Origin of the sequence: Enterobacter sp. E20, from assembly GCF_000801755.2 — a bacterium.
Classification (GTDB): Bacteria; Pseudomonadota; Gammaproteobacteria; order Enterobacterales; family Enterobacteriaceae; genus Enterobacter; species Enterobacter asburiae_B.
Window position 1 is genome coordinate 1,831,899 of the sequence record NZ_CP012999.1, and the last position, 24,829, is coordinate 1,856,727.

The following is a 24,829-nucleotide window of genomic DNA, read 5'->3' on the forward strand; positions in this document are numbered from 1 at the left end:
TTAAATGACTTTTTTAATACTTCCAATCCCTTGGGGGCGTCTTGGGGGCAAAGCTGTTGGCATCTGATTGTTCAGCATGTTGACCTGATCCTGGTTCATATCGCCGATCCACTTCGAATAAACCTCATACACCATTCGCGCATCCTCATGGCCCATCTGGCTGGCGATAAAGGAAGGGTTAGCACCGGCCATAAGTGTCCAGCATGCGAATGTGTGTCGGGACTGATAAGGATTTCTCTCACGTATTCCCGAAAGTTTAGTGCCCCGTTTCCATCCATAAGAAATTGAGTTTTTGGAAAAAAAGCTCTCATTCACTTCCGATTTCTTTTCAGGAGAAAACACAAATCGCAGATTTTGTGGCTCGGTTTTGCCGATTTCCCGGTGATGGAAAATGATCTGCTGTCTTGGGTTATTGCCGGTGATTTCGAACTGCTCGAGCAGCGCATCATGAGCAGGCTTAAGCAGCGTGATCGTTCTGATGCCAGCATCTGTTTTTGGCGGCACAAACACCCGCTTGTTCGTCAGGCTCCTTGATACGTGAATCTCACCTTTTCTCAGATCGATATCCTCCCACGCCAGAGCACAAATCTCGCCGGGCCTCATTCCCGTGTGGACGGCTACAATGATGATCAAAGCCAGCTTTCGGGGAAGGGCGGCAATTAGTGCCTGGTACTCATGAAGTAGAAGCGGATCGGGGTCTGCCTTAGATAGCTTGAGCCGGGATACGCCCTCATAAGGAGCGTGTAATATAAACTGACTTCGATTCGCAAGCTTCAGCATTTCTGATAAAACCGCCATCTGTTTATTGACTGTTGAGGGCGCGCGTCCCTTTTTAACCAGGTTAGGCATTGAAGGGTTTAATACGCTGCCAGTCAGCAGCTCTTTGCGATAGTTCAGGATATCGGCGTGCTGAATATCAGCCAGGGGAGTATTTTCTCCCACAACACGTTTCAGTGTGTTAACTGCAGATGTGAGTGAATGCAGCGTAGCCCCCGACACCTCCAGTGCCTTTGTATCAATGAAAAAATCGCTCAGTTCTTTAAATGTCGTGATCCGCTTTGTTGATGAGAATTTTTTAAGAGCCTTCGATTCAGGGAAGCGCGCCGCGTAGTCGAACTGGCCGAACTGGATCTCACTCACGATGACGGCGCGAAGGTTTCCCGCTTTCTTGATATTGCTGCTGTTAACTACCCAGCCACGGAGAACTTCGCGGCAGCGAATGCCTCGATAGGTAAATGTGATCCTGATTTTTCCGTTATGAAGTTCAACGCCGGTTGGAAAGTTCATCATGCTTCCTGAATAAATCTATTAATCAGCGGAAAGTTGTACCAGACCAAAGCGCGTTTGCTTTCTCCACCGGGTACCGCGGGTACTCGCTTAAAATGAACTCCTTCAATCCAGCATCCGAGGCGATAAGCTTTTATTTGCCTGTCATCGAGCCCCGTTTTCTCAGTGAGCTTTCCCGCCACCATCCACTCTTCATCAAAAATGATTTGCGCCATGCTTAACTCCATGACGCCGCCACGATACCGCAGCGGCAGATAGTAATTTGATTGTCAAAAATCACCGACCAAGCCCGGGCAGACATTGGAGGCTCCTGGCGCGGGTCATTGCCGTGGCCACGTAACTACGTGGGCGGTTTACAACCTCAACCGTAATTTTTCTCCCCTGGATCCTGATGGTGTAAAACGTCTGTTTGTCGCTGCGACCATGCTCGCCAAATTTCTCAAAATGGCATTTGAGCGCGGCGGCGCATGCTGGCCCGCCGATGCTGTCTCCCTTGCTACGGTTAATCAGACGCACTGGGACCTTCCTGATGGTTGATCACGCTGCGGGCAAGCCCGGCGGCCATAGCCGGTAATTCCTCATACTGATTGCAATATGCCGGGTTGGAACATAAGCCCTGCAACGCTGCAATGGTCAGCTGTTGCTGGTAGGTAATCGATGAAAGCGGCGTGTTTATCTCAGCTATCGGTTCGGGCTCGGCATCCGGCTTTGCAGTAACTGCCAGCGGATCGAGCACGACAGATTTTGGTGGTTCCGGTCGTCGGTATTCCACGATCGCATCAAGAGCGATTTTCTGACGAACGCTAATTTCATCGGACCAGCTATCCAGCATGGTGGTGGCCACGTCGTGGATCTCCTCGTCGGTGAAATCAGGAGACAAGCAAAATTCTGTGGCGGTGATATCTTCCATCAGTAGCGGGATAACATCGGAAACGAGCTGGCCGGTGCATGCCACCACTCCCTCTGCCTCTTCTTTCCCCATGATGTCGGTGCGGCCAGAAATCAGGTCATTCAGTGCATGCAAAATTGAAATTTCGCGTTCGCCTGGTGCTGGTGGTACTTCCTGTTTTTTGACTTCATTTGAGGGGGTGGCATTTATCAGTGCATCGACAGAGAAGACACCTCCTCCCAGGTTCTCCACCTTCGGCTGGTCCGTGGGCTGATGCACTGGCGCTGAGCTCTGAGCGAATGCCTCAATGAGTTCTTTGTCGAGCTGCGCAGCTTTGGCAGGGCAAACTGCTGGTGGCTGAGTTTCGCCAGGAACAGGCGGTTTGGCTTCATCATTTTCGTTTACCTCAGGGGTGGCGTGGGATTTTGGGCGGCAAGCCGCATCAACCGTTTTCTGATCTGGGTGCGCGTGGTCAAATTCAACCAACTCGCGATTGATGTACTCGCGCAGCGCGACAGGATCTATCCAGAGTTCTTCCGGAGCCGATTTAATCAAGGCGATGATGGCTGCCCGGGAATAATCCAGAATACCGGGGGTGCCGCGCAGTTTTTTCCACCATGCAGTAAAGCGGGGGTCCTGTTCTGCTTCGGCCATGGCTTTCGCCGGAATAAATAATCTATTCGGGATCCCGTAAATATCGATCTCGTCGTACATGCCCAGAATCGCAACAGCAACCTCTATCTTGAGCGTAGACAGGTTGTGTGCCAGATCCGGGCTACGGTCTGTCTTGTTTCCTCCGCCCAGAGTGGAGTCAGTGTCCGTGCGGTTTTCTTCGGTGTTAGTGCTAACAGGCTGAGGTCGCTTATCATTCGGCGTATCGAGCCATTTAGCGATCTGCTTTTTAATGTCCGGCCACTGTGCAGATTCTTTTGTGTTCTCACGTACCCAGGCGAGTAATTGCTCCTGCCGTTCCGGTGCCAGGGCCAGCGATCGTGTTTCTTTGGATAGTGCTTCGGCCAGCTCGCGGGCAAAGCTGGGTTCATCATCATTCTTCAGATCGACGATCTGGCCGTACTGCGCTGAAGTGATTCCAGGGACCGGGCCGAACAATGCCAGACAAGCTGCCCGGGATGCCTGGTCGAGCTGCGCAACGATTTTAATTTCTTCCTGTGCCTTGATGTCGTCCCATTCCGTCTTTTCTTCAGAATGAGGCTGTGGCGCCGCGGCTGGTTCACCTGCGTTCACATTCCAGATAGCCACGGTATCGAAAAATTCAGGTGAGAAAACATCAAGCTCAGGGCACGGCAAACCATCACGGTGCTCCCAGATTTTCACTTTAAAATAATCATCAATATGTTCAGGGTGCTCAGCCGCCAGCTTGCCGAAAATAACGGCTTCAGCGATGGCTTTTGTTGCCGCATTAACTGCGGTTGCAAGCGGTTTTAAATCTGGATGTTTTTTTAATGCTTTATCTTTTGGGAAATAAGCACCACCAAATACTTTTAACTCAACAGACATAATGACCTCGCTTAATATTTGAAAAATGATGTTGAATGAAATGGCTTGCGGATGCCGCGTTTTACCTTTCTTAAAGCGTCACGTTTTTCTCTTTTTTCATTGCATTGCTCACATAAATAAATCGTGCGCTTAAAGGGGTATATGTCTGTTTTCCTTTCGTGCATTGCCGATTTTTTATATTCGCGGCAGCAAACAACGCAATGACAAATGATGTCATCCATATCAGTTAAGTAGTTGGCGTTTGTGATCGTAATAGGACATGCCGCAGACGTTCTGTGCTTCTGCGAACTTCACAGACAGCAAGCTAATGTGCTTAACAGCGCATACTGGACAATGAAACTCTCCCAGCACATAGCCACCATCAAGCACAACGGTAACAGGGCCAGACGATGGCAAATGAACCACGCCTGAAATAATCCCGTTAATGTTAAATGTCGCAATTTCTTTGTTTACTATTGCCAGACCCATTTCAATGGTTGTTACTACTAATTTCATTTCAGACACCTTGTTTAGGTTGAGAGAATTCCTGCCGTTTAAGGGATGGTTTTTAATCGTGTATAATTAAATGACAGTCAGGTTATTGCGTTTTATCGACGCTATTGACCTTCAGAGTTCAGGGTTGCCTTTTTGAGCAAGTAAATAACAAAGTTTTCGAATTTTTATTTCAAACCAATTAAGGCGGACTGCCTGTTGCCGTGATGGTTGACGATTAAAGTCTGTCATAATGAATCCCCTATAAGGTTATTAACAGCCATCTACAATTTCGATTGCCCACAACTGGAAGCACACTCCGCCAGCTAACAAACCAATCCCCATTAGTGAAAGAGTGGAATGCGCTTCCATGTTGTGGACGATTCATCTGCCCTGGTCTGGCGGCGCCACCTCGCCAGGGCAGATTTAAAGGGCAGTTTCGCTGCCAGTCGGCTTATTGGTCTGTGCAGGTATTTCAAGTCCTGCATCGCGGGGTTTGCTCTCCGCTCCAGGTTCTCCCCGCTATGCTTTAGCGCGCAACCTGAGAAAACCGCCTTCAAGCCTTTGGCTTACGCCACATTCAAGAAACTGCCTGGACGAACTCGGTAAAGCTCAGTGCTTCTTCACCCTCCGCCAGACTGTTGAAATACTCTTCGTATGCTTTTTCCATCTCGAACCCCTGTTTGCTGCTTTGCTTGGCTAATCACCCTTATCGCCGGGTAGGCGGAACGTTTACTGATTACTGCGTGTTTTGTTGGTCTAAGTTTATAAACAAATAAACCAAAATGTAAAGTTAATAGTAAACAAAAAGGCGTGAAAATTTGGATGTGGTTGTATTAGGAGGAAAAAAAGACCGCAAGAAGCGGCCTTTGGGGGAGTTAGTCTATCTCTAGGTCTTTCAGGATCTGAAGGATTTCCTGTTTGGACTTACCTTTCAGCCTTGCCTTGAGCTCATTGTCTATTGAGTTTACTTGGGCTCTGAGGTTTACCATGTGCTGCTCTTTTTCCCATTCAGCCAAGCTGTCGAACAGATCAAGCAATTCTTCATGGCGCGCGTCAAATGGTCGCGGAGATCGGGTCTCATCACCCTTAGGCTCTTCATCAAGATAACCAGGAGCCATGCCGTAATCTCTTTCGATGCGGCGCGCTGCTCTCTCGCCGAACGACGCTTTGCCGTTGATCAGCTGTGAAAGGTAGCTCTTCTCTTTCTCAGGCAAGGTTCTGCTAGAAAACCATGCCGCTAGGCGCTTGCGCCTGATTTCTTTTGTGTCCATGCAGCCATTTTGATTAGTAATTTCTAAACAAGCAAAAACTTGACATTAATGTTTAGTTGTTTATAAACTTACAACTCAACACACAGGAGCAATTATGCAACTCAATGACTTTTTGAAAGCCGGTGGGCCAAAGATCCGCAAGGCGCTGGAGCAACACCTTGGGATATCGAAATCTTACCTCTCCCAACTTGCAACGGGGCGGGCTGCTATTTCGCCAAGTCGATGCATCGTTATCGAAACCTTCACTGATGGGAAGGTTTCTCGAGCTGATATGCGCCCAAGCGATTGGGCTGAGATTTGGCCTGATTACAAGCAAAAAAATAACACAACAGCTCAGGAGGATACTGACTGATGGAAATCAAAAAGCTGGCATGCGAGCTGGAGTCCTGGGCGCAGGAAAAGGGCTGGAAGACGGTCACGCAGCTGATAACCCCGCATCACTTTGGCGATCTGCTTCAGTCACTGGATGACGTTTCGGATCCGGACGAGTACGCGCGCCGGCTGCACAACAACAAGCAGATTATTCAGCGTGCGTTCCGCAACGATACGCCTAACTACCTGAAACAGGCTGAAGCCCTGAGCTATGCCATCCGTACCGCCATTGATAACGAACTGGCGCAGAAGGACTGCATGCACTACCGGGCGGCAAGGGTTAACAAAGAGTGTATCGAAGCCACCAATGCGGTGTTCACCGGCAAACCGCAACCGGTAATCCGCCGCGAGACTCTGGAAGCTATCGACGCGCTGGCGCAGATGGTCGGCGTCAAAGTGAAGCTGGTTTCAACTTGTTCAAACGTAGCCTAGTTCAGCTGTATCGAGGTGTTCTATGAGCATGGAACTGATGGTTCAGGCGATGAAGGTCAAGGTAGGAAACCCGCTTCGTAAGCTGGTCCTGCTTAAGCTGGCCGATAACGCAAGTGACCAGGGCGAATGCTGGCCGAGCTATCAGCATATCGCTGATCAGTGTGAGATCAGCCGTCGTTCCGTCATGAATCATGTTGCCGCGCTTTGCGAGTCTGGACTGATGCAAAAAGAGACCAGATCGGGGCCGAAAGGCAATGGCAGCAATTTCTACCGACTAACCCTGAGCGGTGCAAATACCAGGGCGAGGGTAGTGCAGGAGATTCACCAGGATGGTGAACCAAATTCACCAGGGGCTGGTGCAGGAAATTCACCAGATGGTGCAGCACGTTCACCAGGGGATAGTGAAGGAGATTCACCCAGAATCAGTCACTCTTCTGAACCAGTCAAAGAACCAGAAAATAATTCTCGTCCGGATGCTTCGCAGTCCGACGGGAAGATTTCAAAAGCAGAATTTTTAAATCGTCACCCGGAAGCAGTGGTTTGTAGCCCTGCGAAACGCCAGTGGGGTAGCCAGGAAGATTTGACCTGTGCGCAATGGATTTGGAAGCGCGTGCTGAAACTCTACGAGGAGGCCGCAACCTTTGACGGCGAGATCGTTCGTCCGAAAGAGCCGAACTGGACGGTCTGGGCGAATGACGTTCGTCTGATGCGCACCCTTGATGGCCGTAGCCACAAGCAAATTTGTGAAATGTTCAAGCGCGTTCAGAGCGATACGTTTTGGGTTCGCCAGGTGAAATGCCCGGCCAAACTCCGCGAAAAATGGGATGACCTGATTATCCGCCTGTCGGCACCGGGCGCAGGACATCACCAGGCTGGTGGACGGGATATCAATCAGATCTCCCGTCCAGATAACACCGTTCCGCCAGGATTCAGGGGGTAAGCATGCAAAACGCAGGTTCCATTCTCGATCGCCTTCGCCGTGTGATTCCGGCAGGCATTGAACCCAAATTCAAAAGCGCAGCTGAGCTGATGACCTGGCAGCGCGAAGAAGGGCAAAAGCGCGCAGCAGAGATCGACAAGATCAACCAGCAGGCGCGGGCAGAGAAAATTTTCGGGCGATCCGGAATCCAGAACCTGCACCGCAGCTGCAGCTTCGCGAACTACACGGTGGAGGGCGACGGCCAGCGGCATGCTCTGAGTATGGCAAAGAGTTATGCGCAAAATTTTGGAACCGGCTTTGCGAGCTTCGTTTTCACCGGAAAGCCCGGCACGGGGAAAAACCACCTCTCAGCGGCGATTGGAAATTATCTGCTGAAAGAGGGGCGAACGGTTCTGATTGTGACCGTACCGGACCTGACCCTGCGCGCCAGGGCCTGTTATGACGAGGGGCGTTCTGAAGCCGCGCTGCTGGATGACCTCTGCAAAGTGGACCTGCTGGTGCTCGACGAAGTCGGCATTCAGCGGGATAGCCGCGGCGAGAAAGTTTTATTGAACCAGATTATCGATTGCCGCCTGGCCGCAATGCGCCCGGTTGGCGTTCTGACCAACCTGAATTACGACGCGCTGGTAGAAACCCTGGGTGAAAGGGTTGTTGACCGCCTGCGCATGGATAACGGCATTTGGGTGAATTTTGACTGGGAGAGCTATCGCGGAAACGTTAGCCACCTGAGACCTGTTAAGTGAATTTTGAGGAGAAAATTATGGAAACCGTACTGGATGCACTGAAAGCCATGAAAAAAGCGACATATCGCGAGGTTGCTGCCCGTCTGGATATTGAGCCCGTTGAAGCGCTGAACATGCTGCGCGAGCAGAAAGAACAGGGGTTATGTGATTTTTACAATGGCGCATGGTCAATCGGTACAGCTAAAGAGCAGGCCATGCAGCCGATCAAACCTCAGTCAGTGGGACCAGCGCATCAGGCTCCGCGCCTGAAAGGTGATGAACCAGCATCGGTTGATGCTGTGGCCATCCGCCAGCTGCTTGGAAAGAGCGGCGCTATGACCACCACGGCGCTGGCTGCAGCTGTAAATCGCAATGCCCGTGGCATGGTATCTGTCATGCTGTCTTTTGAGCGCCAGGGCGTGGTTATCAAAAATGGGAAGGGGAAGGGCGTGACATGGTCTCTGCCTAGAACCGATGAGGCCGCAGGCGTTACAGCCGAAGCTGCACAGCAAGGAAAAACAACGGCAGAAATCATTGAGACCATCCCGGCATTCGCTTCCCGCCCCGATGACCTGATTATTCCGTCATCCCGTTATATCTCCGGTGAAATTCGCCGCACAAAAGCGAAGCTGTCTAATCTGCAGCGTCTTCAGGGTGCTGTTCGCGAGCTGCGCCGCCACAAGCATCTGCTGCAGGGGCTGGGAAATGACTGATTTACCGAAATGTCCTGTATGCGGCATGGCTCCTTCCCTGAGGGTTCGCAGCCGGGGAATGAACTGGGGTTCGGCAGAGGTACGATGTTCGAACGGTTGTCCTGGCGTACGCGCGGGATTTTCATTCCCGCCTGATGGAGAGGCTGCGGCCCGGCAGTTGCTTCAAGAAAAATGGAAAGAGTTAGTAGAGGCAAGGTGAGCATGTTTGAGCCAACTATCCTGGATATGTGCTGCGGTTCCCGCATGTTCTGGTTCTACAAACGCGATACGCGCACGTTCTTTGCTGATATCCGCAGCGAAGAGCATGAATTATGCGACGGCCGCCTGGTAATCAGTCCTATGCCTGACTATGAATGCGGCGTTATGACGCAGCGTGAGTGCTTCCAGGCAGGGTGGGAAGCGCATCACGCCGCAATGCTTCGGGCGGGTGCTCCGGTGCAGTTTGGATGGTCCAAAGGTCATTTCGGCTACCACACACTTTTCAACGCAATCGGAAAGGCAGTGAACATTCAGGGTGGCGCGCTATCAATTTCGGTGAGTGCGTTCGAAGATGCAATGCTCGCAGCGGCACCTCAGCAGGAGTGATGTATAATCCTCTTCAATATGGAGGGGATATGAAATTAAAGATATGTATTTTGATATCAGCAGCGCTTGTCTCCGTGAGTGCGAGCGCTGCACGCAGTGGCTTGGAATTTACTGTAAACGGGAAAAATTACGCATTCAGGCCTGATTGCATAAAGGAAGTTAATTATACGGTAAAGAATGCTGGCGAAAGTTTATCCATCAACTTTTCCGATGATTGTGCGAAAAGGATGCGATCCATTTCCAAGGAAAATATGGGCGGTATGATGGATGTTTCCTATTCAGGAAACGTTTTATTTAGTGGTCCAATCTTAACCCAGATTAGTAATGGGTTTCGTTTCTCGACAGAGCGCACTTCTAGGGTTGTTTTGGGGCGCATTCTGAATGATTACGAGGTAGTCAATTAGTAATCATAACATTGCGGTAAAAACACAAGAAGACTGCGACCAGGTGAGCGTTGACCTTGTAGCTTCCGGAGTGGCGTACAAAGAGCGTCTGAACATGCTGGTTAGCGCTGAAGTAGTGTTGTGCGAGCAACCTGAGCATCTGCGGGATTACTTCCTGATCGCATGAAGTTGTATCGTGAGAGTTGATAACTTTACCTAAATGTAGCGTTCTGCGTTACATCTAAATAGCAGAGGCTAACCAGAAATGACAATTGTTTTCATCCCCGCATTGATAGCTATCCTGGTTGCAAAAGAACGAGAAACCGGTCGCGTACTTACCCAACAAGAAGTTGAGTCAATTCGTGATGAGGCGACGGCAATTAACCTTCCTGATGATGTAGCAGAAAGCATGGCGTTTGAGCGCGGTTATTCAGATATTGATCCTGAAAATGTTTGGCGAGAGTGGCAAAAATTCAAATCGAGTAATGCTGAGGAAATCATAATGGTAGTCTGCGAATTTTTACTGTTTGGTCATGGGCGAGATGGCGACATTCGTAGTTGGGAATATGATAATAGTGGAAAGCTTGAAATCACTAGCAGAACTCAATTGCTTGCTTCTGGACCAGATGGAGTTAGTAAGTCAAGCTATCAGGCATTAGACAAAACCGATACCTACATAGTAACAGCTTATAAATCCAAAAATGACGGCCTTACGTACTTGATCGGCACTACTGATGGCAATCTTCCACATAGAATTGATGACAGAATTCGCGCCGCTGGGAACCTAAAACCAAGCCCATTCTAATTTTCGATTTTCAAGAATTAGTGGGCCATAATCATGTCATCGGAGCCTGAACAACTCCGGTGACTTCTTCGCATTTAAGGGGACTTAAATGCGACAATACAAAAAAAGTCTTTTATTCAGGATTTTTGTTTCACAGCTATTATGTGTTTTTTGTTCATCCATATTGACATACTTGGTCCTTTTGATTTTTCTTGGGTTGGGTAAAGTTGAAATGAGTGACTTTGCTTTAGGCACATTAGGGAGTGTGGCAGTCGCCCTAATCAACCTTATGGCAGTTACGGTAAAACAGGTTGGGCGTAAAACACTTCGCGAAGACTAAACCTCCTCAGGGAGGTTTTTTTTTGGGCGTTTGGGATGTTTTGTTTTTTATAAATCATTTAAATTCAGACGGATAGCTTGAGCGTTAAACCTTTTCTAGTCATTGGAGATTGACATTTTGTGCTTTTAAAAGGTTGAACATTTCCCCATACGGCATTACTGTATGTATATACAGTCTAGTTTGGTGCGTTAGGGTTCTGTCTATCCGAGTACGACAGGCAGAGAGAACACTCATTTTTTCGGGTTCGTTGATGAACCAGTTAGTAGAGGGCAAAAGGATTTCTCCTCAGGGAAATCCATCAGTTAGGGAAATAACAATGAAATTGAATGAATTTGCCGCCAGTCTCGTGAAAGATGGAATGCTTGTCTTATGTCTGTCTGAGGGTGAGATTACCGATTATCTGGTAACCAGCAATGCGTTACGCACATTGATACGCCGGAATGGTGACAAACTTTCTGCCCAAGTTCTCAGTACTGATGAACGGATAATTAACCTAAACACCCTGCCAAACACACTGAAGGTTCTCAAGCCGTAAGTGTTGATTTATAATAATCAAACGGGCTGAACACCCACTGATTACTGCGCCAACCTGAGGAATCAAAATGGCGCAGAGTTTTACCCCAAATCATTCTCACCGCCCGTCTATGTGCGGTGTTTCTGCTTATGCTGGTGGTCCAGCATGAAGAAAGCAGATAGCCTCCATCTTTCGCGTGTGGCCGCACTGGGCTGCATCGTGTGCAGAAATCAGAACCTGGGCGAAACGCCTGCGGAAATCCACCACATCCGAACCGGGCAGGGCGCAAGCCAGCGCGCTGACCATCGGAAATCAATTCCTCTGTGCCATATGCACCATCGCAACGGCGGTTATGGTGTGGCCATTCATGCTGGCCGTAAGCAATGGGAGAGAAACTTCGGTACCGAGTTGCAGCTGCTGGAGCAGGTCCAGTTAGAGCTGGGAGTATTTTATGCCTAAATACCTCATCACTCCTGTCGGAAAACCACGCATGACCCGCGCTGATAAATGGAAGCAGCGCCCGCCGGTGATGCGCTATCGCATGTTTTGCGATGAGGCCCGCTTGCATGGAATTCGGGTGCCGGAGAACGGCGCACATATCACATTCGTTTTGCCGATGCCGACGAGCTGGACCAAGAAAAAACGCGCAGCTATGGACGGACAACCCCATCAGCAAAAGCCCGACCTGGACAACTTAACAAAATCTCTGTTGGACGCCTTGTTTGAGGATGATTCCCACATTTGGGACGCCCGGACATCAAAAGTATGGGGCGAAACCGGAATGATAATTATCGAAAACATTGGAGAGAAAAATGCGTGACATGTACGAGGTAATGGACCGTTGGGGGGCCTGGGCTGCTGCAGATAGCAGTGGAGTCGATTGGCAACCAATAGCTGCTGGTTTTAAAGGGTTGCTACCGCACGGTAAGAAGTCACGCCTGCAATGTGATGATGATGAAGGGATCATGATTGATGGTTGCGTCACGCGCCTGAGGACGTACAAGTACGAAGAGTATGAACTGATTATTGCTCACTTTGTTATTGGTATATCCTTAAGGGCTATTGCTAAGAAAAGAAAGTGTTCAGATGGTAAGATTAGAAGTGAACTTCAAAATGCACTTGGATTCGTTTCCGGAATATTGTCTATAATTACCTAAGATGCTGCTCCATCAAGATTGATGGAGCATATCCTTAATATTAATTCTTATAAGTACTAATGAGTTTAGCATAAACAAAATGGTGAGGAGCCCTAACCATATGCATGGAATTGCTACAAAGCTATAGGGCGCTAAACCCAAGGTAAACTGTATTATTGCCGTGGAAATTGAAAGCCATATTGATATATTAATAAAGGACGATAATCTATCTAAAGGTTTTAATATGTCTTTCTCTTTGATAGCATCCACTTCTATTTGATTTGCGGTGGCAAATCTTTCACGGTAGTGTGTAGAAGAAAACAGTTTGTCTTTAAGGTTTACAATCACAAAAGTATGAAGGGAAAGTAAAAATGAGCCTACTGAAATAAAACCAGAGAATAGATATCCACGCAGGCTCTTTGCATAAAAATCGTAAAAACCATATTCAAAAGTGCATAGGTTTTTCAAAACAAAAAATAATATAGCTGAAATGAAAATAGAAGCTATAACCAGCCATATAAGCTGGTTTCTAAATGAGGTAGATGTGAAGCGATCAGCTAAATTCATGATGTTTTGCTCCAGTTTCCATTTCAGCCTTAATTATATCAACTATAGGGTTTGTTGAAAAGTTATCATCAGTCAGACCATCAACATGCTCAGCCATATCGTCAAATTCATATTCTATGAAATATGCCGGGGAGTTAATAAGGTCAACAATCCTTTCGTTGCCAGCATGATCAATTGCTTCAATACGACCCTTTGTAATATGTTGAATATTCCTAAATAATTGTCCAATATGATCCGCTATTGGCCTTACCCTCGTTCTATCATTTTCATCAATATTAAAAGTCACTTCAGTACTTCTTGTGAATTGTTCTACCCCCCGTAGTTCAGGTGAGGTAAAATCGATATTCTCAAAGCGGAATCCTGCAGATTTTATAGAACTAAATGCTGAAAGAGTATCGACTATATCAGCACGATCAACTAGTATATTAAAATTCACTCGTTGTGAGTATTTTGTGTCAATCGCTTCTTTTTGATCTTCTGTAGCATTTCTTCCTAAAGCTTTTTTCTCTGTAGAAATGGTTTTTCTAATAAATCTGTTTGATTGCGATTGGAATTTGCTAAATAAGTTATTTAGCGAGCATGAGCCACGATAATAAAGGTACAGTCCTTTTAAGGATGTTTTATTGATGCAGAAAAAATTGAAGTTAACTATTTTATCTTCACCTTGAAGATCTTCAACTTTTATTGTAAATCTTCCGTTGTCGATTCTTGATAAACAGTTCTTTCTTTGATTTTTGAATGTAAGTACTAATCCAATAAAATAGTTTTGTTCTTCACTGATCAAAATTTTTCTTGAGTAGTCAGAATAATTAACAACTTGGGTGTTGTAAGTCATGAAGTTTCTGATTATATCAAGTAAATTGATGTTGCCATTGTCGGTACTAATGGAAAAGCCATTACCTTTGATTCGCATTCTAATTATTTCCCTTTGAGATTTTTTGCTGTGTGGAATTGATTCTATCAAACCAAAAAACTAACGCGTACGCAAAAACTATCGTAATCTGTTAAGAGTGGTTACTTTGTCATACCGCTTAATCATCGAAATCCTACCTAAATTGGTGGGGTTTATCTTTTTAAGGCTGCCTGCGGGCGGCCTTTTTTATTTCCCTCACACAGCACCCGCACACAGCGAGGTGAGAGACGATGAAAATGAACGATTCAGGGAACATCTTCACGCAGTTCTTCGCGTGGGTAGCAGCTCTGGCGTCAGCCATTGGATTTACCACTCAGGATCTGGTGTTCATGTTCTTTGGCGCTGCTGGTCTGCTTATCTCGCTAGCCTCGTACATTAACGGGCGGGTAGATGCAAACCGCAGGCGCAGAGAGGATGAGAAGCGAACAAAAATGGTCAATGACTACCTGAAAGGCGTTGGTGATAAACCCATTCACGAACGTCCCGCAGCAGCAAGCGTGGTCGTTGAGGCATTACAAAAGGAAGGTGACTGATGGGGACCAGAGCTAAACTGAGTGCTGCTATTCTGGGGCTGGTACTCGCTGGTGCGCCAGCATCCCTCATTCTCGATCAGTTCCTGAATGAGAAGGAGGGTAACAGCCTCACGGCGTACAAAGATGGCAGTGGTATCTGGACTATTTGCCGTGGCGCCACGATGGTTGATGGTAAACCGGTTGTGCAGGGCATGAAATTGACTCAGGCCAAATGCAATCAGGTGAATACTATCGAACGAAATAAGGCTCTGGCGTGGGTTGACCGCAATATTACGGTACCGCTTACCGAGCCGCAGAAAGCCGGGATCGCATCTTTCTGCCCTTACAACATCGGGCCGGGTAAATGCTTCCCGTCCACGTTCTATAAGCGCATCAATGCTGGTGACCGGAAGGGGGCCTGTGAAGCTATTCGCTGGTGGATTAAAGACGGTGGACGTGATTGCCGACTAACCAAAGGCCAGAAGAATGGCTGCTATGGGCAGGTCGAGCGGCGTGATCAAGAAAGTGCGCTGGCATGCTGGGGGCTGGACCAATGAAAATTAATCCGGGTCTAATCGGCGTTGTCGTTATTGCTGTTCTTTCGGTCGCCCTCGTTAAGAGTTGCTCGGACGTCAGTAACCTTCAGAGCGATAACGACGTTCTGCGAAGTGACAACTCTTTGCAGGGGCAGGTGATCGCCACCCAGGCATTAAACTTCAATCGGTTCAATCAGGTTGCAGAACATGCCAATAAGCTTAACTCCCTGATCGACACCAACACCGAAGAAACCGTAATCGAATACCGGGAGATTCTCCGCCGTGAAAAAACCTGTGATCTGCCTGTTCCTGCTGATGTCGCTGGTGGGCTGCTCAAATACGCGCACCGTTTACGTGCCAGCGCCATGCACACCGATACCAGCAGACCTGACGCAGCCTATGATAGTACCGCTGCCGCCGGCTCAATAACATACTGCCAGGCTGTGCTCTGGATTAAGCCGCTGTTGGCCGTGATTGAGAAGGGCAACAATAACCTGGCTGGCATAAGGCAGATCGAGTTGGAAAGAAAGCACTAGGGATGGCTCGTCCTTGAGCACACGGGTATTCCTGAACGACGGCTTTACCTGACATAGCAAAGCACTATTAAATTGTAGAAAAGACTCAATATTTAACAAGCGAAGCGCTGCATTGTAAAAAAAAGCCCCCGCATGGAGGGCTACCAGAGTCTCAGTTTCACTTGCTCTTTTTATAGATGCTTCCCTGGAGTGGCAAACTCCGCATCAGAGTCTTGTACAGCATGGCAGTCATTAAGTAATCAACAAGCGTAAGCGGTACTTATTGAGAATTTCTTTAGGGTGAGAAGCGGTAGGAACCTCGCATCCGATTGAACATGAACACTTGCTATATACTTGAACTGTACGATACTAACGTAACTACCAGATTTTAAAATGATAAAGTTCATGGATTGAATTCTGTGAGTGACTAAAGAGGCAATTTCCGTTAAAGTTAATATGGACGAAGACGATAATTGCAGTTAAAGCTATTCGAAGGTGTCAAGAATATGATTATTCAAAGTGAAGAAATTAATACATTCTTTCTTTTTTTCAGTCTCACACTTGCCACTTTGTTTCTGAGCTTAACATTAATTTCTTATGGTCTACAGATGAAAGGATTAACGATTTTATGTCTTTCACTGTTTATTGTTTCAGGTGTGTCTACGGTAGTGTTTTTTTGAGAAGGTTCGTTCCTTAAAAGGAAAGGTAAGTTGGTACAAGTTCTAAATCATTCGACATTAACAACTTTTTTTCTGGGGCTGTCTCCGATCCTATGCTTAATACTAGTTGCTGAGTCATTTTATATGTTTAAACTGGGCTATAGGAAATTGGCTATAGTTTTTATTGTATTCACTTTATTGCTAGGTATACCGGCTTTGATATTAACATATTTATTATATGTGTGAGTTTAAGACGGTTCAATTGTAGGTGTTCACCAAAAACCTGTGATAAGGTCATTGTCTATGAAAATAGCGGAGTGGTTTTTATGAGAAAACTCATCGTTTTTTTTAATGGCAATGATCCCTACCTCATCGAAGTTGGAGAACATCTTGATTCGCTTCGTCTTGAGTACCCAGACACTACCAACATAGACCTTCAAATAATGTCTTTTTTATATCCCGGTAGAGATATCATTGAGGAGTGTTTCTTTGCATCTGATCGTCAGCTAGATGAACGTGAAATTATTCAGGCCAGAGAGATGCTGTACTAACTCCCCACTTTGAGTAGTACTTCGGCCCTGCGATAGCGGGGTTGTTTTTATGTTCCTCTCATAAACTCCTTCAGCAACTAGCATGGGTAAACTGTCAACTTTCGAGGTTATTAATCCTGCATTTTCTCATGGGTCCTCCCAGTGAGGTGGCCTGCCACGGGGCGGCGCGCTCGCGGGAAACGGCTAGTTTTTCGGATCTAGGGTCATCATCATCATGTGCGCAGGTCTTTGATTTAATTAGAGGCCATTTTCGCAAGATGTCGAATCGTTCAAAAAGTGTTCACCATCATGGACCAGGAAATTGCCACTTTAAAACTCAATATCAACCAGCTGGCAGGGATAACCGGCGTACACCGTCAGACGGTTGCCGCGAGACTGAAAAATGTTGAACCTGCTCCAGGCAGCAACAGCAAGTTAAAGCTCTATCTGGTGACCGACATTCTGACCGAACTGATGATCCCTACCGTTTCGGCCAACATCGATGATATGCCCCCCTCTGACAGGCTGTCCCACTGGAAAGCAGAGAATGAGAGGCTGAAGTTCGAACAGGATACGGGGCAGTTAATACCCGCAGATGAAGTGGCGCGAGAATTCTCATTGATGGCGAAAGCCGTCGTCATGGTACTTGAAACCCTCCCGGATGTGCTCGAGCGCGACTGTGCTTTAACGCCTGCTGCGGTAGTTCGTGTGCAAAGCGTTATTGATGATCTGCGCGACCAGATGGCGGAGAGGGTGCAGGAAGCTGAAAAAGAGGAGGAAGAGCCTGAGGAGGACTGATGGCAAAGCGGGCATCCGCCAGGGACATCCGCCGCGATGTCTCCGGTATTTTACGAGCCCCGCGTCGTATGCCGGTGGCCGATGCGGTCAGTACTTATATGCGCGTGCCAATGGGGGCGGGAAACTCAGTTCCATGGGATCCGGATCTGGCACCCTATGTGATTGAGCCGATGAACTGCCTGGCATCGCGTGAATACGATGCGGTGGTGTTTGTGGGCCCGGCGCGAACGGGTAAAACCATCGGGCTGATTGACGGCTGGATTGTTTATAACATTGTCTGCGATCCGGCAGATATGCTTGTGATTCAGGTATCAGAGGAAAAAGCGCGCGAGCATTCCAAAAAACGCCTGGACCGTACTTTTCGCTGTAGCCCTGAAGTTAAAACCCGGCTAAGCCCAAGACGTAACGATAACAACGTCTACGACCGTACATTCCGCGCCGGTAACTATCTGAAGCTTGGCTGGCCATCCGTCAATATCATGTCGTCCTCGGACTATAAGAGTGTGGCGCTGACGGATTATGACCGCTTTCCGGAAGATATCGACGGGGAGGGGGATGCTTTTTCACTGGCATCGAAGCGTACCACGACATTCATGTCCTCCGGGATGACGCTGGTTGAAAGCTCGCCCGGGAGGGATATCAGAGACACAAAATGGCGGCGTTCCACGCCCCATGAAGCCCCTCCGACCACCGGAATTTTATCGCTCTATAACCGTGGTGACCGCCGTCGTCTTTACTGGCCATGCCCGCATTGCGGCGAATATTTCCAGCCGGAAATGGACAATATGACCGGGTACCGCGACAGCAGCGATCCTGTGCTTGCCAGCGAAGCGGCTTTTCTACAGTGCCCGGCCTGTAAAGGCAGGATCACACCGGACATGAAGCGTGCGCTGAACATGAAATGTGTCTGGCTCCGGGACGGGCAAACCATCGACAGGAAAGGCCAGGTTAGCGGTGATGGCCGTCGTTCCCGTATTGCCTCCTTCTGGATGGAAGGTCCGGCAGCTGCTTACCAGACCTGGGCGCAGCTTATTTATAAGTTCCTGACCGCCGAGCAGGAATATGAATCCACGCGCAGCGAAGAAACCCTGAAGACGGTGATCAACACCGATTTCGGCAGGCCCTATTTGCCGCGGGCCAGCATGGAGCAGCGTAAAAGTGAATTGCTCGAGCAGCGTGCAGAAGAAGTCCCAAAACGTTCGGTACCCGATGGCGTGCAGTTTCTCACTGCGACCGTGGACGTGCAGGCCGGGCGCAACCGGCGCTTTGTTGTGCAGATTACGGGTTATGGAAGTATGGGTGAGCGCTGGATAGTTGACCGTTACAACATCCGGCATTCGCTGCGCTGTGACGGCAACGGGGAAAGCATTCAGGTGGATCCGGCGAGCTATCCGGAGGACTGGGATCTTTTACTCACCGACGTCTTTGATAAAACGTGGCCACTCGCAGCTGACCCGTCAAAGGGCATGCGGCTGATGTCGATGGCCGTGGACTCAGGGGGCGAAGATGGCGTGACGGATAATGCCTACAAGTTCTGGCGCAGATGTCGCCGTGAGGGGCTGGGTAAGCGTATCTATCTCTTCAAGGGGGACAGCGTCAGGCGCAGCAAACTTATCCAGCGAACGTTTCCCGACAACACGGGCAGATCAACGCGCCGCGCACAGGCGACGGGTGATGTGCCTCTTTATCTTCTCCAGACCGATGCCCTTAAAGACCGGGTGAATAATGCGCTGTGGCGTGATTCACCCGGCCCTGGCTATGTGCATTTCCCCGCCTGGCTGGGCAGCTGGTTCTATGACGAACTGACGTATGAGGAACGCTCGAATGAAGGGAAATGGAGTAAGCCCGGCCGGGGCGCAAACGAAGCATTTGACCTGCTCGTTTATGCCGACGCGCTCGCCATCCTTAGTGGTTACGAAAAAATCAAATGGCCGTCTGCTCCTGAGTGGGCACGGCGGGAAACGTGGATCGAGGACACGCAGACGGAAGCTGGCGAAATGCCATCCCCGCCGCCTGCGCCGAAATCTAAATCAAAACCAAAACGTGAGAAGCCCGTAACCGAGCAGGCTAATCCGTGGTCTTCGTCAGGAGGTTGGGTGTGAATCCAGCAGATATTCAAAACATGATCGACCGCTACGCTGCAGCCGAGCTGTCTGTTCTGGAGGGGAAATCAATCACTTTCAACGGGCAGCAGATGACGCTCGAAAACCTGTCGGAAATCAGAAAAGGCCGTCAGGAATGGGAGCGACGACTGGCAACGCTCAATAACAAACGCCGCGGGCGACCCGGCTACAGGCTGGCGAGGTTTGGATGAGTTTTTTAGATGATGCGATTGGCCTGTTTTCACCAGGCTGGAAAGCCTCACGCCTGCGCGCCCGCGCGGTTATTAAGGCGTATGAGGCGGTAAAGCAAACGCGTACCCACAAAGCCCAGAAGGAAAATCGTTCAGCCGATCAGCTCAGCCAGATGGGGGCGGTTTCACTGAGGCAGCAGGCGCGCTGGCTGGACAACAACCACGATCTGGTGATTGGCGTTTTCGACAAGCTGGAAGAAAGGGTGGTGGGTGCGAAGGGCATCATAGTTGAACCGCATCCGATGCTGAGTAACGGGAAGATCGCTAAAAAGCTGGCCACTGATATCCGCAGAAAGTGGGGCGAATGGTCCGTAAGACCCGATGTTACAACCCAGTTTACCCGCCCCATGCTGGAGCGGCTGATGCTTCGAACGTGGCTCCGGGACGGTGAGGTATTTGCTCAGCTGGTTCGCGGTACCGGAAATGGTCTTCAGCCGGTTGCTGGCGTGCCGTTCTGGCTGGAAGCGCTGGAGCCGGACTTCGTGCCGATGAACAGCGATGCCGCCACCCAGCTCAATCAGGGCGTTTTTGTCGATAACTGGGGGCGCCCGAAAAAATATCAGGTCTATAAAAGCCTGCCAGTATCCGGGCGTCAGTTCGATACCAAAGAGATAGATGCAGAAAACATGCTTCATCTCAAATTCACACGACGCCTGCACCAGACCCGCGGAACGTCTCTTTTATCAGGTGTTCTGATGCGTCTGAGCGCGCTGAAAGAGTACGAGGACTCGGAGCTTACCGCTGCCAGAATTGCTGCGGCACTCGGCATGTATATCAAAAAAGGCGACGGACAGAGCTTCGATTCTGATTCCGGCAGCGATGACCGCGAGCTGATGATCCAGCCCGGTATGCTCTATGACGAACTGCAGGCCGGGGAAGAAATCGGGATGATTAAATCCGATCGCCCGAACCCTAACCTCGAGTCGTTTCGTAACGGACAGCTGCGTGCCGTGTCCGCCGGCAGTCGCCTTAGCTTTTCCAGCACATCCAGAAACTACAACGGAACGTACAGTGCCCAGCGGCAGGAGCTTGTCGAGTCAACCGACGGATATCTGATTCTTCAGGACTGGTTCATCGGTTCAGTGACCCGGCCCATGTACCGGGCCTGGCTGAAGATGGCTATTGCTGCCGGAGAAATCAAGCTGCCGAGAGGCATCGATATGGACTCGCTTTATAACGCGGTTTATTCGGGCCCCGTTATGCCGTGGATTGATCCCGTTAAAGAAGCGAATGCCTGGAAAACGCAGATCCGTGGCGGTGCTGCTACTGAATCCGACTGGATACGTGCCAGCGGTCGCAACCCGGATGATGTTAAGTCACGCCGTAAAGCGGAGGTTGACGAGAACCGTGAACAGGGCCTGGTGTTTGACACCGACCCCGCCAATGATAAAGGAGGCACCAGTGCCGAAGCCAAAGAACCGGGCGCGCCACCGTCCGAAAGCCAGCGCAAAAAGTAATTCGTGGTTCCGCATGCAGGCCAGCAATAACAGCGAGGCCGACATTTTTATTTATGACGAAATCGGGTACTGGGGCGTAACGGCGAAACAGTTCGTCAATGATCTCCGGGCACTTGGGGACGTCACCCACATCAATCTTTATATCAACTCGCCCGGTGGTGATGTCTTCGACGGTATTGCTATTTATAACGCGCTGAAGCACCACGGCGCGGCGATTACCGTGCATATCGACGGTCTGGCGGCCTCCATGGCCTCGGTGATTGCGATGGTAGGCAATCCGGTCATCATGCCTGAAAACACGATGATGATGATCCATAAGCCCTGGGGGTTTGCTGGTGGTGACGCGAGCGATATGCGCGACTATGCGGATCTGCTCGACAAAGTTGAATCCGTTCTTATCCCGGCTTATGCGCAGAAAACCGGAAAATCCACCGAAGAAATTGCGGCAATGCTGGAGGACGAAACCTGGATGAACGGCAGCGAGTGCCTTGAACTGGGTTTTGCCGACCAGGTGACACCATCCCTTCAGGCTATGGCCTGTATTCATTCAAAACGTATTGAGGAATTTGAAAAAATGCCAAAAAGCATTCGCAACATGATCACCCCGCCGCGCAACACTACCCAGCGTGACCCGGTTATTACCCAGCCTCAGGCACCGCAGGCAAAAACTGACCCGGCACCGGATGAAAATGCGATCCGCGCGCAGGTGTTGGCTGAGCAGAAAGCCCGTGTTAACGCTATCGGCGATCTCTTTGCCATGTTCGGCAATAAGCACATGGAACTGCAGAATCAGTGTGTGGCCGACCCTGATTGTTCCGTCGATAAGGCGAAAGATTTGCTGCTGGCAGAACTCGGTAAAACGGCCACGCCGTCCAATAAAACCACCCAGCCGCATATTCATGCGGGCAACGGTAACTTCGTCGCGGATGGTATTCGCCAGGCATTGATGGCGCGTGCCGGGTTCGAAGGTCAGGAGCGGGATAACGTTTTTAACGGTATGACGCTGCGCGAGTATGCGCGTATGGCCCTGACTGAAAAAGGTATCGGCGTGGCCAGCTACAACCCGATGCAGATGGTTGGCCTGGCGCTGACCCACAGCACCTCTGACTTTGGCAACATTCTGCTTGATGTTGCGAACAAAGCGCTGATTCAGGGCTGGGACGAGGCGCAGGAAACCTTCGAGCAGTGGACCAAAAAAGGCCAGCTGTCGGACTTCAAAACGGCGCATCGTGTCGGTATGGGTGGTTTCCCTTCTCTGCGAAAAGTTCGCGAAGGGGCTGAGTACAAGTACATCACTACCAGTGACAAAGGCGAAACCATCGCGCTTGCCACGTATGGTGAAATCTTCTCAGTAACCCGCCAGGCGATCATCAACGACGATCTGAACCAGCTTACCGACGTACCGATGAAGATGGGGCGCGCTGCGAAAGCAACGATTGGCGATCTGGTTTACGCCATTCTGACTAAAAACCCGAAACTCTCAGACGGAAAGGCGCTGTTCCATGCCGATCACAAGAACCTGAGCGCGGGCGCAATTTCTGTGGCCAGCCTGGACGAATCGCGCAAGCTGATGCGTCTGCAGAAGGAGGGGGAGCGAACCCTGAATATCCGTCCGGCCTACATGCTGGTGCCCGTCGCCCTGGAAACTCTGGCAAATCAGACCATCAAGTCGGCCAGTGTTAAAGGTGCAGACATCAATGCCGGGATCGTTAACCCTATCCAGAACTTTGCAGAGGTCATTGCCGAACCACGCCTGGATGAAGCTGATGCGAAAGCCTGGTATCTGGCTGCCGCGAAGGGCACCGACACTATTGAAGTCGCTTATCTCAACGGCGTCGACACGCCGTACATCGATCAGCAGGAAGGCTTCACCACTGATGGTATCGCCACGAAAGTGCGCATTGATGCCGGTGTTGCACCGCTGGACTATCGCGGCATGACCAAATCCACTGGTCAGTAAAAAACAGTCCTGACAAACAGACGCCCGTAAGGGCTTTTTTTATACCTGAAACCAGCCCCGCAAGGGGCTGAATGGAGAAATTATGGCTAAGAACTATGCGCAGGACGGGAAGACGATCCCTCTGGTAAACGGTGGTGCAACCGATGTTCACAGCGGCGACCCGGTTGTTGTTGGAAAACTTATCGCGGTGGCAATTACCGATATCCCGGCTGGCGATACCGGGGACGGTTTTACTGAGGGGGTTTTCCTCCTGCCAAAAGTTTCCGCAGATGCGGTTACTGCCGGGGCGCAGGTGTATCTGAAGGACGGCAAAATCACGATCGAAGAAACGGACGCCGTTGCCGCGGGCATCGCCTGGGAAGATGCAGGGGCAAACACCACCGTTGTTGAAGTTAAGATCAATGCCTAACCCCTTTGACCGGATGGCGGCGCGCATGGACGCGGCCACCATAAAAAAGATGGGAAAGACAGCGATCATCAATGGCAGCAGCTATGACGTTGTTCCCGCCGAGCAGCTCGAGGAAATGGGGCCATTGTCGGGAACGGGTACTTCGCTGGTGGTTTTCTCTGAGCTTTACCAGCCACGCCGAAACGACAGTGTCGATTACGACGGTAAGAACCTGACCGTTACCCGCTATGACATGTTCAACGGAAAACCCCGCATCCATCTAGAATGAGGAGGCGCTATGTCTGTGAAAGGACTGGAAAGGGCTATTCAGAACCTGAACAGCCTCAGCCGGTTAATCGTTCCTGAGGCAACCGCAAAAGCACTTAACCGGGTGGCCAGCAGAACGATAAGCCAGGGGAGCAAAGCTGTAGCGAAAGAAGCAACAGTTGATGATAACCGGAAAAAGGGGCTTCCGGTTCGTCTGGTCCGCCAGCGTTCCCGTCTGCGCAAGGCCCGTCACGATCGCCCGGTCGCGTCGATAAAAATCAACCGCGGTAATCTTCCTGCGATAAAGCTAGGCACGGCGCGCGTCCGGCTCTCGCGTAAAAAAGGGGCCAGAAACGGAGCGGGCAGCGTCCTAAAAATCGGGCCCTATACCTTTCGTAACGCTTTTATCCAACAGCTTTCGAACGGGCGCTGGCAGGTCATGCGGCGCGTAGGTCAGGCCCGTTATCCGATTGATGTGGTCAAAGTTCCTCTTGAGACACCGCTCACCGTGGCCTTCACCGCTATTTCAAAGCGCCTTATTGAAAGCGATATGCCTAAAGAACTTTCCGCAGCCCTGAAAAACCAACTGAGGATCCACCTGAAGCGATGAACAGACACAGCGCAATTCGTGCAGCCATTCTGGCAAAACTGAAAGCCGAGATCACCGACACGGTCACCTGGTTTGACGGTCGCCCTGTTTTTCTTGAAGAGCAGGATCTCCCTGCAGTGGCTGTATACCTTTCTGACGCGGAGTACACCGGCGATTCGCTTGACGAAGATTCGTGGCAGGCGGTTGTTCACATCGAGGTATTTCTTAAAGCCTCCAGCCCCGACAGCGCGCTTGATTCCTGGATGGAAGAGAAAGTGTATCCGGCAATGGCCTTCATCCCGGGTCTGACCGAACTGGTCGAGACGTTCACCCCGCAGGGTTATGACTATCAGCGGGATGATGAAATGGCCACCTGGGGTTCAGTCGATTTCACGTACTTAATCACCTATTCAATTTAAGAGGTA

33 protein-coding genes and 1 pseudogene are annotated in these 24,829 nt (G+C 49.8%); 26 read left to right on the forward strand and 8 right to left on the reverse strand.

Going from position 1 to position 24,829, the window contains the following annotated elements; translation table 11 throughout:
* The 6 genes from NI40_RS08625 to NI40_RS24265 all read right to left on the reverse strand — a co-directional run bounded on the left by NI40_RS08625 (position 1) and on the right by NI40_RS24265 (position 5,439).
* The gene (locus NI40_RS08625) at positions 1-1,287 is read right to left on the reverse strand and encodes a site-specific integrase (protein WP_039261939.1); all 1,287 of its coding nucleotides are present in this window, start codon (positions 1,285-1,287) and stop codon (positions 1-3) included.
* On the reverse strand, positions 1,287-1,502 hold the full coding sequence (xisR, locus tag NI40_RS08630; protein WP_010429804.1) for an excisionase family protein: 216 nt from the start codon (positions 1,500-1,502) through the stop codon (positions 1,287-1,289). Before xisR ends, NI40_RS08625 begins: the two co-directional genes overlap by 1 nt.
* A 61-nt stretch (positions 1,503-1,563) precedes the next feature.
* Complete coding sequence (locus NI40_RS08635) at positions 1,564-1,803, reverse strand: DUF4060 family protein (RefSeq protein ID WP_039261940.1); 240 nt, start codon at positions 1,801-1,803, stop codon at positions 1,564-1,566.
* A complete protein-coding gene (locus NI40_RS08640) occupies positions 1,790-3,694 on the reverse strand; it encodes a hypothetical protein (protein WP_039261943.1) in 1,905 nt (634 codons plus the stop codon). Before NI40_RS08640 ends, NI40_RS08635 begins: the two co-directional genes overlap by 14 nt.
* Before the next feature lie 222 nt (positions 3,695-3,916).
* A complete protein-coding gene (locus tag NI40_RS08645; protein WP_039261944.1) occupies positions 3,917-4,189 on the reverse strand; it encodes a hypothetical protein in 273 nt (90 codons plus the stop codon).
* An 854-nt stretch (positions 4,190-5,043) separates the two neighbouring features.
* Positions 5,044-5,439, reverse strand: a complete 396-nt coding sequence (locus NI40_RS24265; protein WP_039261945.1) for a hypothetical protein — start codon at positions 5,437-5,439, stop codon at positions 5,044-5,046.
* 94 nt (positions 5,440-5,533) lie between these two features.
* Between NI40_RS24265 and NI40_RS08655 the strand changes: the two genes are divergently transcribed.
* From NI40_RS08655 to NI40_RS08720, 13 genes and pseudogenes are all read left to right on the forward strand, one after another.
* A complete protein-coding gene (locus NI40_RS08655; protein ID WP_047747799.1) occupies positions 5,534-5,791 on the forward strand; it encodes a transcriptional regulator in 258 nt (85 codons plus the stop codon).
* Positions 5,791-6,243, forward strand: coding sequence for a toxin YdaT family protein (locus NI40_RS08660; protein ID WP_039261946.1), 453 nt, complete (start codon positions 5,791-5,793; stop codon positions 6,241-6,243). The genes NI40_RS08655 and NI40_RS08660 overlap by 1 nt, the downstream gene beginning before the upstream one ends.
* 22 nt (positions 6,244-6,265) lie before the next feature.
* The gene (locus NI40_RS22685; protein WP_039261947.1) at positions 6,266-7,183 is read left to right on the forward strand and encodes a helix-turn-helix domain-containing protein; all 918 of its coding nucleotides are present in this window, start codon (positions 6,266-6,268) and stop codon (positions 7,181-7,183) included.
* A 2-nt stretch (positions 7,184-7,185) separates the two neighbouring features.
* Entirely contained in the window at positions 7,186-7,926 is a 741-nt protein-coding gene (locus tag NI40_RS08675) for an ATP-binding protein (protein ID WP_039261948.1), read from the forward strand.
* 17 nt (positions 7,927-7,943) lie between these two features.
* Positions 7,944-8,618, forward strand: coding sequence for a DUF1627 domain-containing protein (locus NI40_RS08680; RefSeq protein ID WP_039261950.1), 675 nt, complete (start codon positions 7,944-7,946; stop codon positions 8,616-8,618).
* A gap of 201 nt (positions 8,619-8,819) precedes the next feature.
* Positions 8,820-9,203 carry a hypothetical protein gene (locus tag NI40_RS24270; protein WP_039261952.1) on the forward strand — a complete coding sequence of 128 codons (384 nt, stop codon included), beginning with the start codon at positions 8,820-8,822 and terminating at the stop codon, positions 9,201-9,203.
* A gap of 29 nt (positions 9,204-9,232) precedes the next feature.
* Positions 9,233-9,607: a hypothetical protein gene (locus NI40_RS08690; RefSeq protein WP_139152908.1), complete on the forward strand. Its 375-nt coding sequence runs from the start codon at positions 9,233-9,235 to the stop codon at positions 9,605-9,607.
* Positions 9,603-9,831, forward strand: a pseudogene (locus tag NI40_RS22695) (DNA polymerase III subunit theta). Before NI40_RS08690 ends, NI40_RS22695 begins: the two are co-directional and overlap by 5 nt.
* Positions 9,832-9,851: 20 nt before the next feature.
* On the forward strand, positions 9,852-10,391 hold the full coding sequence (locus NI40_RS24465; protein ID WP_414146685.1) for a hypothetical protein: 540 nt from the start codon (positions 9,852-9,854) through the stop codon (positions 10,389-10,391).
* A 569-nt stretch (positions 10,392-10,960) separates the two neighbouring features.
* Positions 10,961-11,245 (forward strand): hypothetical protein, encoded by a 285-nt coding sequence (locus tag NI40_RS08705; RefSeq protein ID WP_236918801.1) that lies wholly within the window; start codon positions 10,961-10,963, stop codon positions 11,243-11,245.
* A gap of 144 nt (positions 11,246-11,389) precedes the next feature.
* The gene (locus NI40_RS08710) at positions 11,390-11,683 is read left to right on the forward strand and encodes a Ref family recombination enhancement nuclease (protein ID WP_039261958.1); all 294 of its coding nucleotides are present in this window, start codon (positions 11,390-11,392) and stop codon (positions 11,681-11,683) included.
* Entirely contained in the window at positions 11,676-12,044 is a 369-nt protein-coding gene (locus tag NI40_RS08715; RefSeq protein ID WP_039261960.1) for a RusA family crossover junction endodeoxyribonuclease, read from the forward strand. The genes NI40_RS08710 and NI40_RS08715 overlap by 8 nt, the downstream gene beginning before the upstream one ends.
* Positions 12,037-12,381: an antiterminator Q family protein gene (locus NI40_RS08720; RefSeq protein ID WP_039261961.1), complete on the forward strand. Its 345-nt coding sequence runs from the start codon at positions 12,037-12,039 to the stop codon at positions 12,379-12,381. The genes NI40_RS08715 and NI40_RS08720 overlap by 8 nt, the downstream gene beginning before the upstream one ends.
* Positions 12,382-12,393: 12 nt before the next feature.
* Here the strand turns inward: NI40_RS08720 and NI40_RS08725 are convergent, their stop codons facing one another.
* Both NI40_RS08725 and NI40_RS24085 read right to left on the reverse strand, forming a co-directional pair.
* The gene (locus tag NI40_RS08725; protein ID WP_039261963.1) at positions 12,394-12,927 is read right to left on the reverse strand and encodes a hypothetical protein; all 534 of its coding nucleotides are present in this window, start codon (positions 12,925-12,927) and stop codon (positions 12,394-12,396) included.
* Positions 12,914-13,840 (reverse strand): hypothetical protein, encoded by a 927-nt coding sequence (locus NI40_RS24085; protein ID WP_039261964.1) that lies wholly within the window; start codon positions 13,838-13,840, stop codon positions 12,914-12,916. The genes NI40_RS08725 and NI40_RS24085 overlap by 14 nt, the downstream gene beginning before the upstream one ends.
* Before the next feature lie 230 nt (positions 13,841-14,070).
* On the opposite strand from NI40_RS24085, the gene NI40_RS08735 reads away from it, so the two are divergent.
* The 13 genes from NI40_RS08735 to NI40_RS08795 all read left to right on the forward strand — a co-directional run bounded on the left by NI40_RS08735 (position 14,071) and on the right by NI40_RS08795 (position 24,823).
* A complete protein-coding gene (locus tag NI40_RS08735; protein ID WP_052206728.1) occupies positions 14,071-14,373 on the forward strand; it encodes a hypothetical protein in 303 nt (100 codons plus the stop codon).
* Positions 14,373-14,909, forward strand: a complete 537-nt coding sequence (locus tag NI40_RS08740; protein ID WP_039261965.1) for a lysozyme — start codon at positions 14,373-14,375, stop codon at positions 14,907-14,909. The genes NI40_RS08735 and NI40_RS08740 overlap by 1 nt, the downstream gene beginning before the upstream one ends.
* The gene (locus tag NI40_RS08745; protein ID WP_039261967.1) at positions 14,906-15,424 is read left to right on the forward strand and encodes a hypothetical protein; all 519 of its coding nucleotides are present in this window, start codon (positions 14,906-14,908) and stop codon (positions 15,422-15,424) included. The genes NI40_RS08740 and NI40_RS08745 overlap by 4 nt, the downstream gene beginning before the upstream one ends.
* Before the next feature lie 964 nt (positions 15,425-16,388).
* On the forward strand, positions 16,389-16,613 hold the full coding sequence (locus NI40_RS08750) for a hypothetical protein (RefSeq protein WP_039261968.1): 225 nt from the start codon (positions 16,389-16,391) through the stop codon (positions 16,611-16,613).
* 288 nt (positions 16,614-16,901) lie between these two features.
* Complete coding sequence (locus NI40_RS08755) at positions 16,902-17,390, forward strand: DUF1441 family protein (protein WP_039261970.1); 489 nt, start codon at positions 16,902-16,904, stop codon at positions 17,388-17,390.
* The gene (locus tag NI40_RS08760; RefSeq protein WP_039261972.1) at positions 17,390-19,492 is read left to right on the forward strand and encodes a phage terminase large subunit family protein; all 2,103 of its coding nucleotides are present in this window, start codon (positions 17,390-17,392) and stop codon (positions 19,490-19,492) included. Before NI40_RS08755 ends, NI40_RS08760 begins: the two co-directional genes overlap by 1 nt.
* Positions 19,489-19,704: a hypothetical protein gene (locus tag NI40_RS08765; protein ID WP_001704123.1), complete on the forward strand. Its 216-nt coding sequence runs from the start codon at positions 19,489-19,491 to the stop codon at positions 19,702-19,704. Before NI40_RS08760 ends, NI40_RS08765 begins: the two co-directional genes overlap by 4 nt.
* Positions 19,701-21,200, forward strand: a complete 1,500-nt coding sequence (locus NI40_RS08770; protein WP_039261975.1) for a phage portal protein — start codon at positions 19,701-19,703, stop codon at positions 21,198-21,200. Before NI40_RS08765 ends, NI40_RS08770 begins: the two co-directional genes overlap by 4 nt.
* Positions 21,127-23,160, forward strand: coding sequence for a ClpP-like prohead protease/major capsid protein fusion protein (locus tag NI40_RS08775; protein WP_176686747.1), 2,034 nt, complete (start codon positions 21,127-21,129; stop codon positions 23,158-23,160). Before NI40_RS08770 ends, NI40_RS08775 begins: the two co-directional genes overlap by 74 nt.
* Before the next feature lie 82 nt (positions 23,161-23,242).
* Positions 23,243-23,569, forward strand: coding sequence for a DUF2190 family protein (locus tag NI40_RS08780; protein WP_010429891.1), 327 nt, complete (start codon positions 23,243-23,245; stop codon positions 23,567-23,569).
* 25 nt (positions 23,570-23,594) lie between these two features.
* Positions 23,595-23,837 carry a DNA breaking-rejoining protein gene (locus NI40_RS08785; protein WP_230852446.1) on the forward strand — a complete coding sequence of 81 codons (243 nt, stop codon included), beginning with the start codon at positions 23,595-23,597 and terminating at the stop codon, positions 23,835-23,837.
* Positions 23,838-23,846: 9 nt separating this feature from the next.
* Positions 23,847-24,425: a phage tail protein gene (locus NI40_RS08790; protein WP_032623278.1), complete on the forward strand. Its 579-nt coding sequence runs from the start codon at positions 23,847-23,849 to the stop codon at positions 24,423-24,425.
* Positions 24,422-24,823, forward strand: a complete 402-nt coding sequence (locus NI40_RS08795; protein ID WP_001704117.1) for a phage minor tail U family protein — start codon at positions 24,422-24,424, stop codon at positions 24,821-24,823. Before NI40_RS08790 ends, NI40_RS08795 begins: the two co-directional genes overlap by 4 nt.
* Positions 24,824-24,829: the final 6 nt, after the last annotated feature.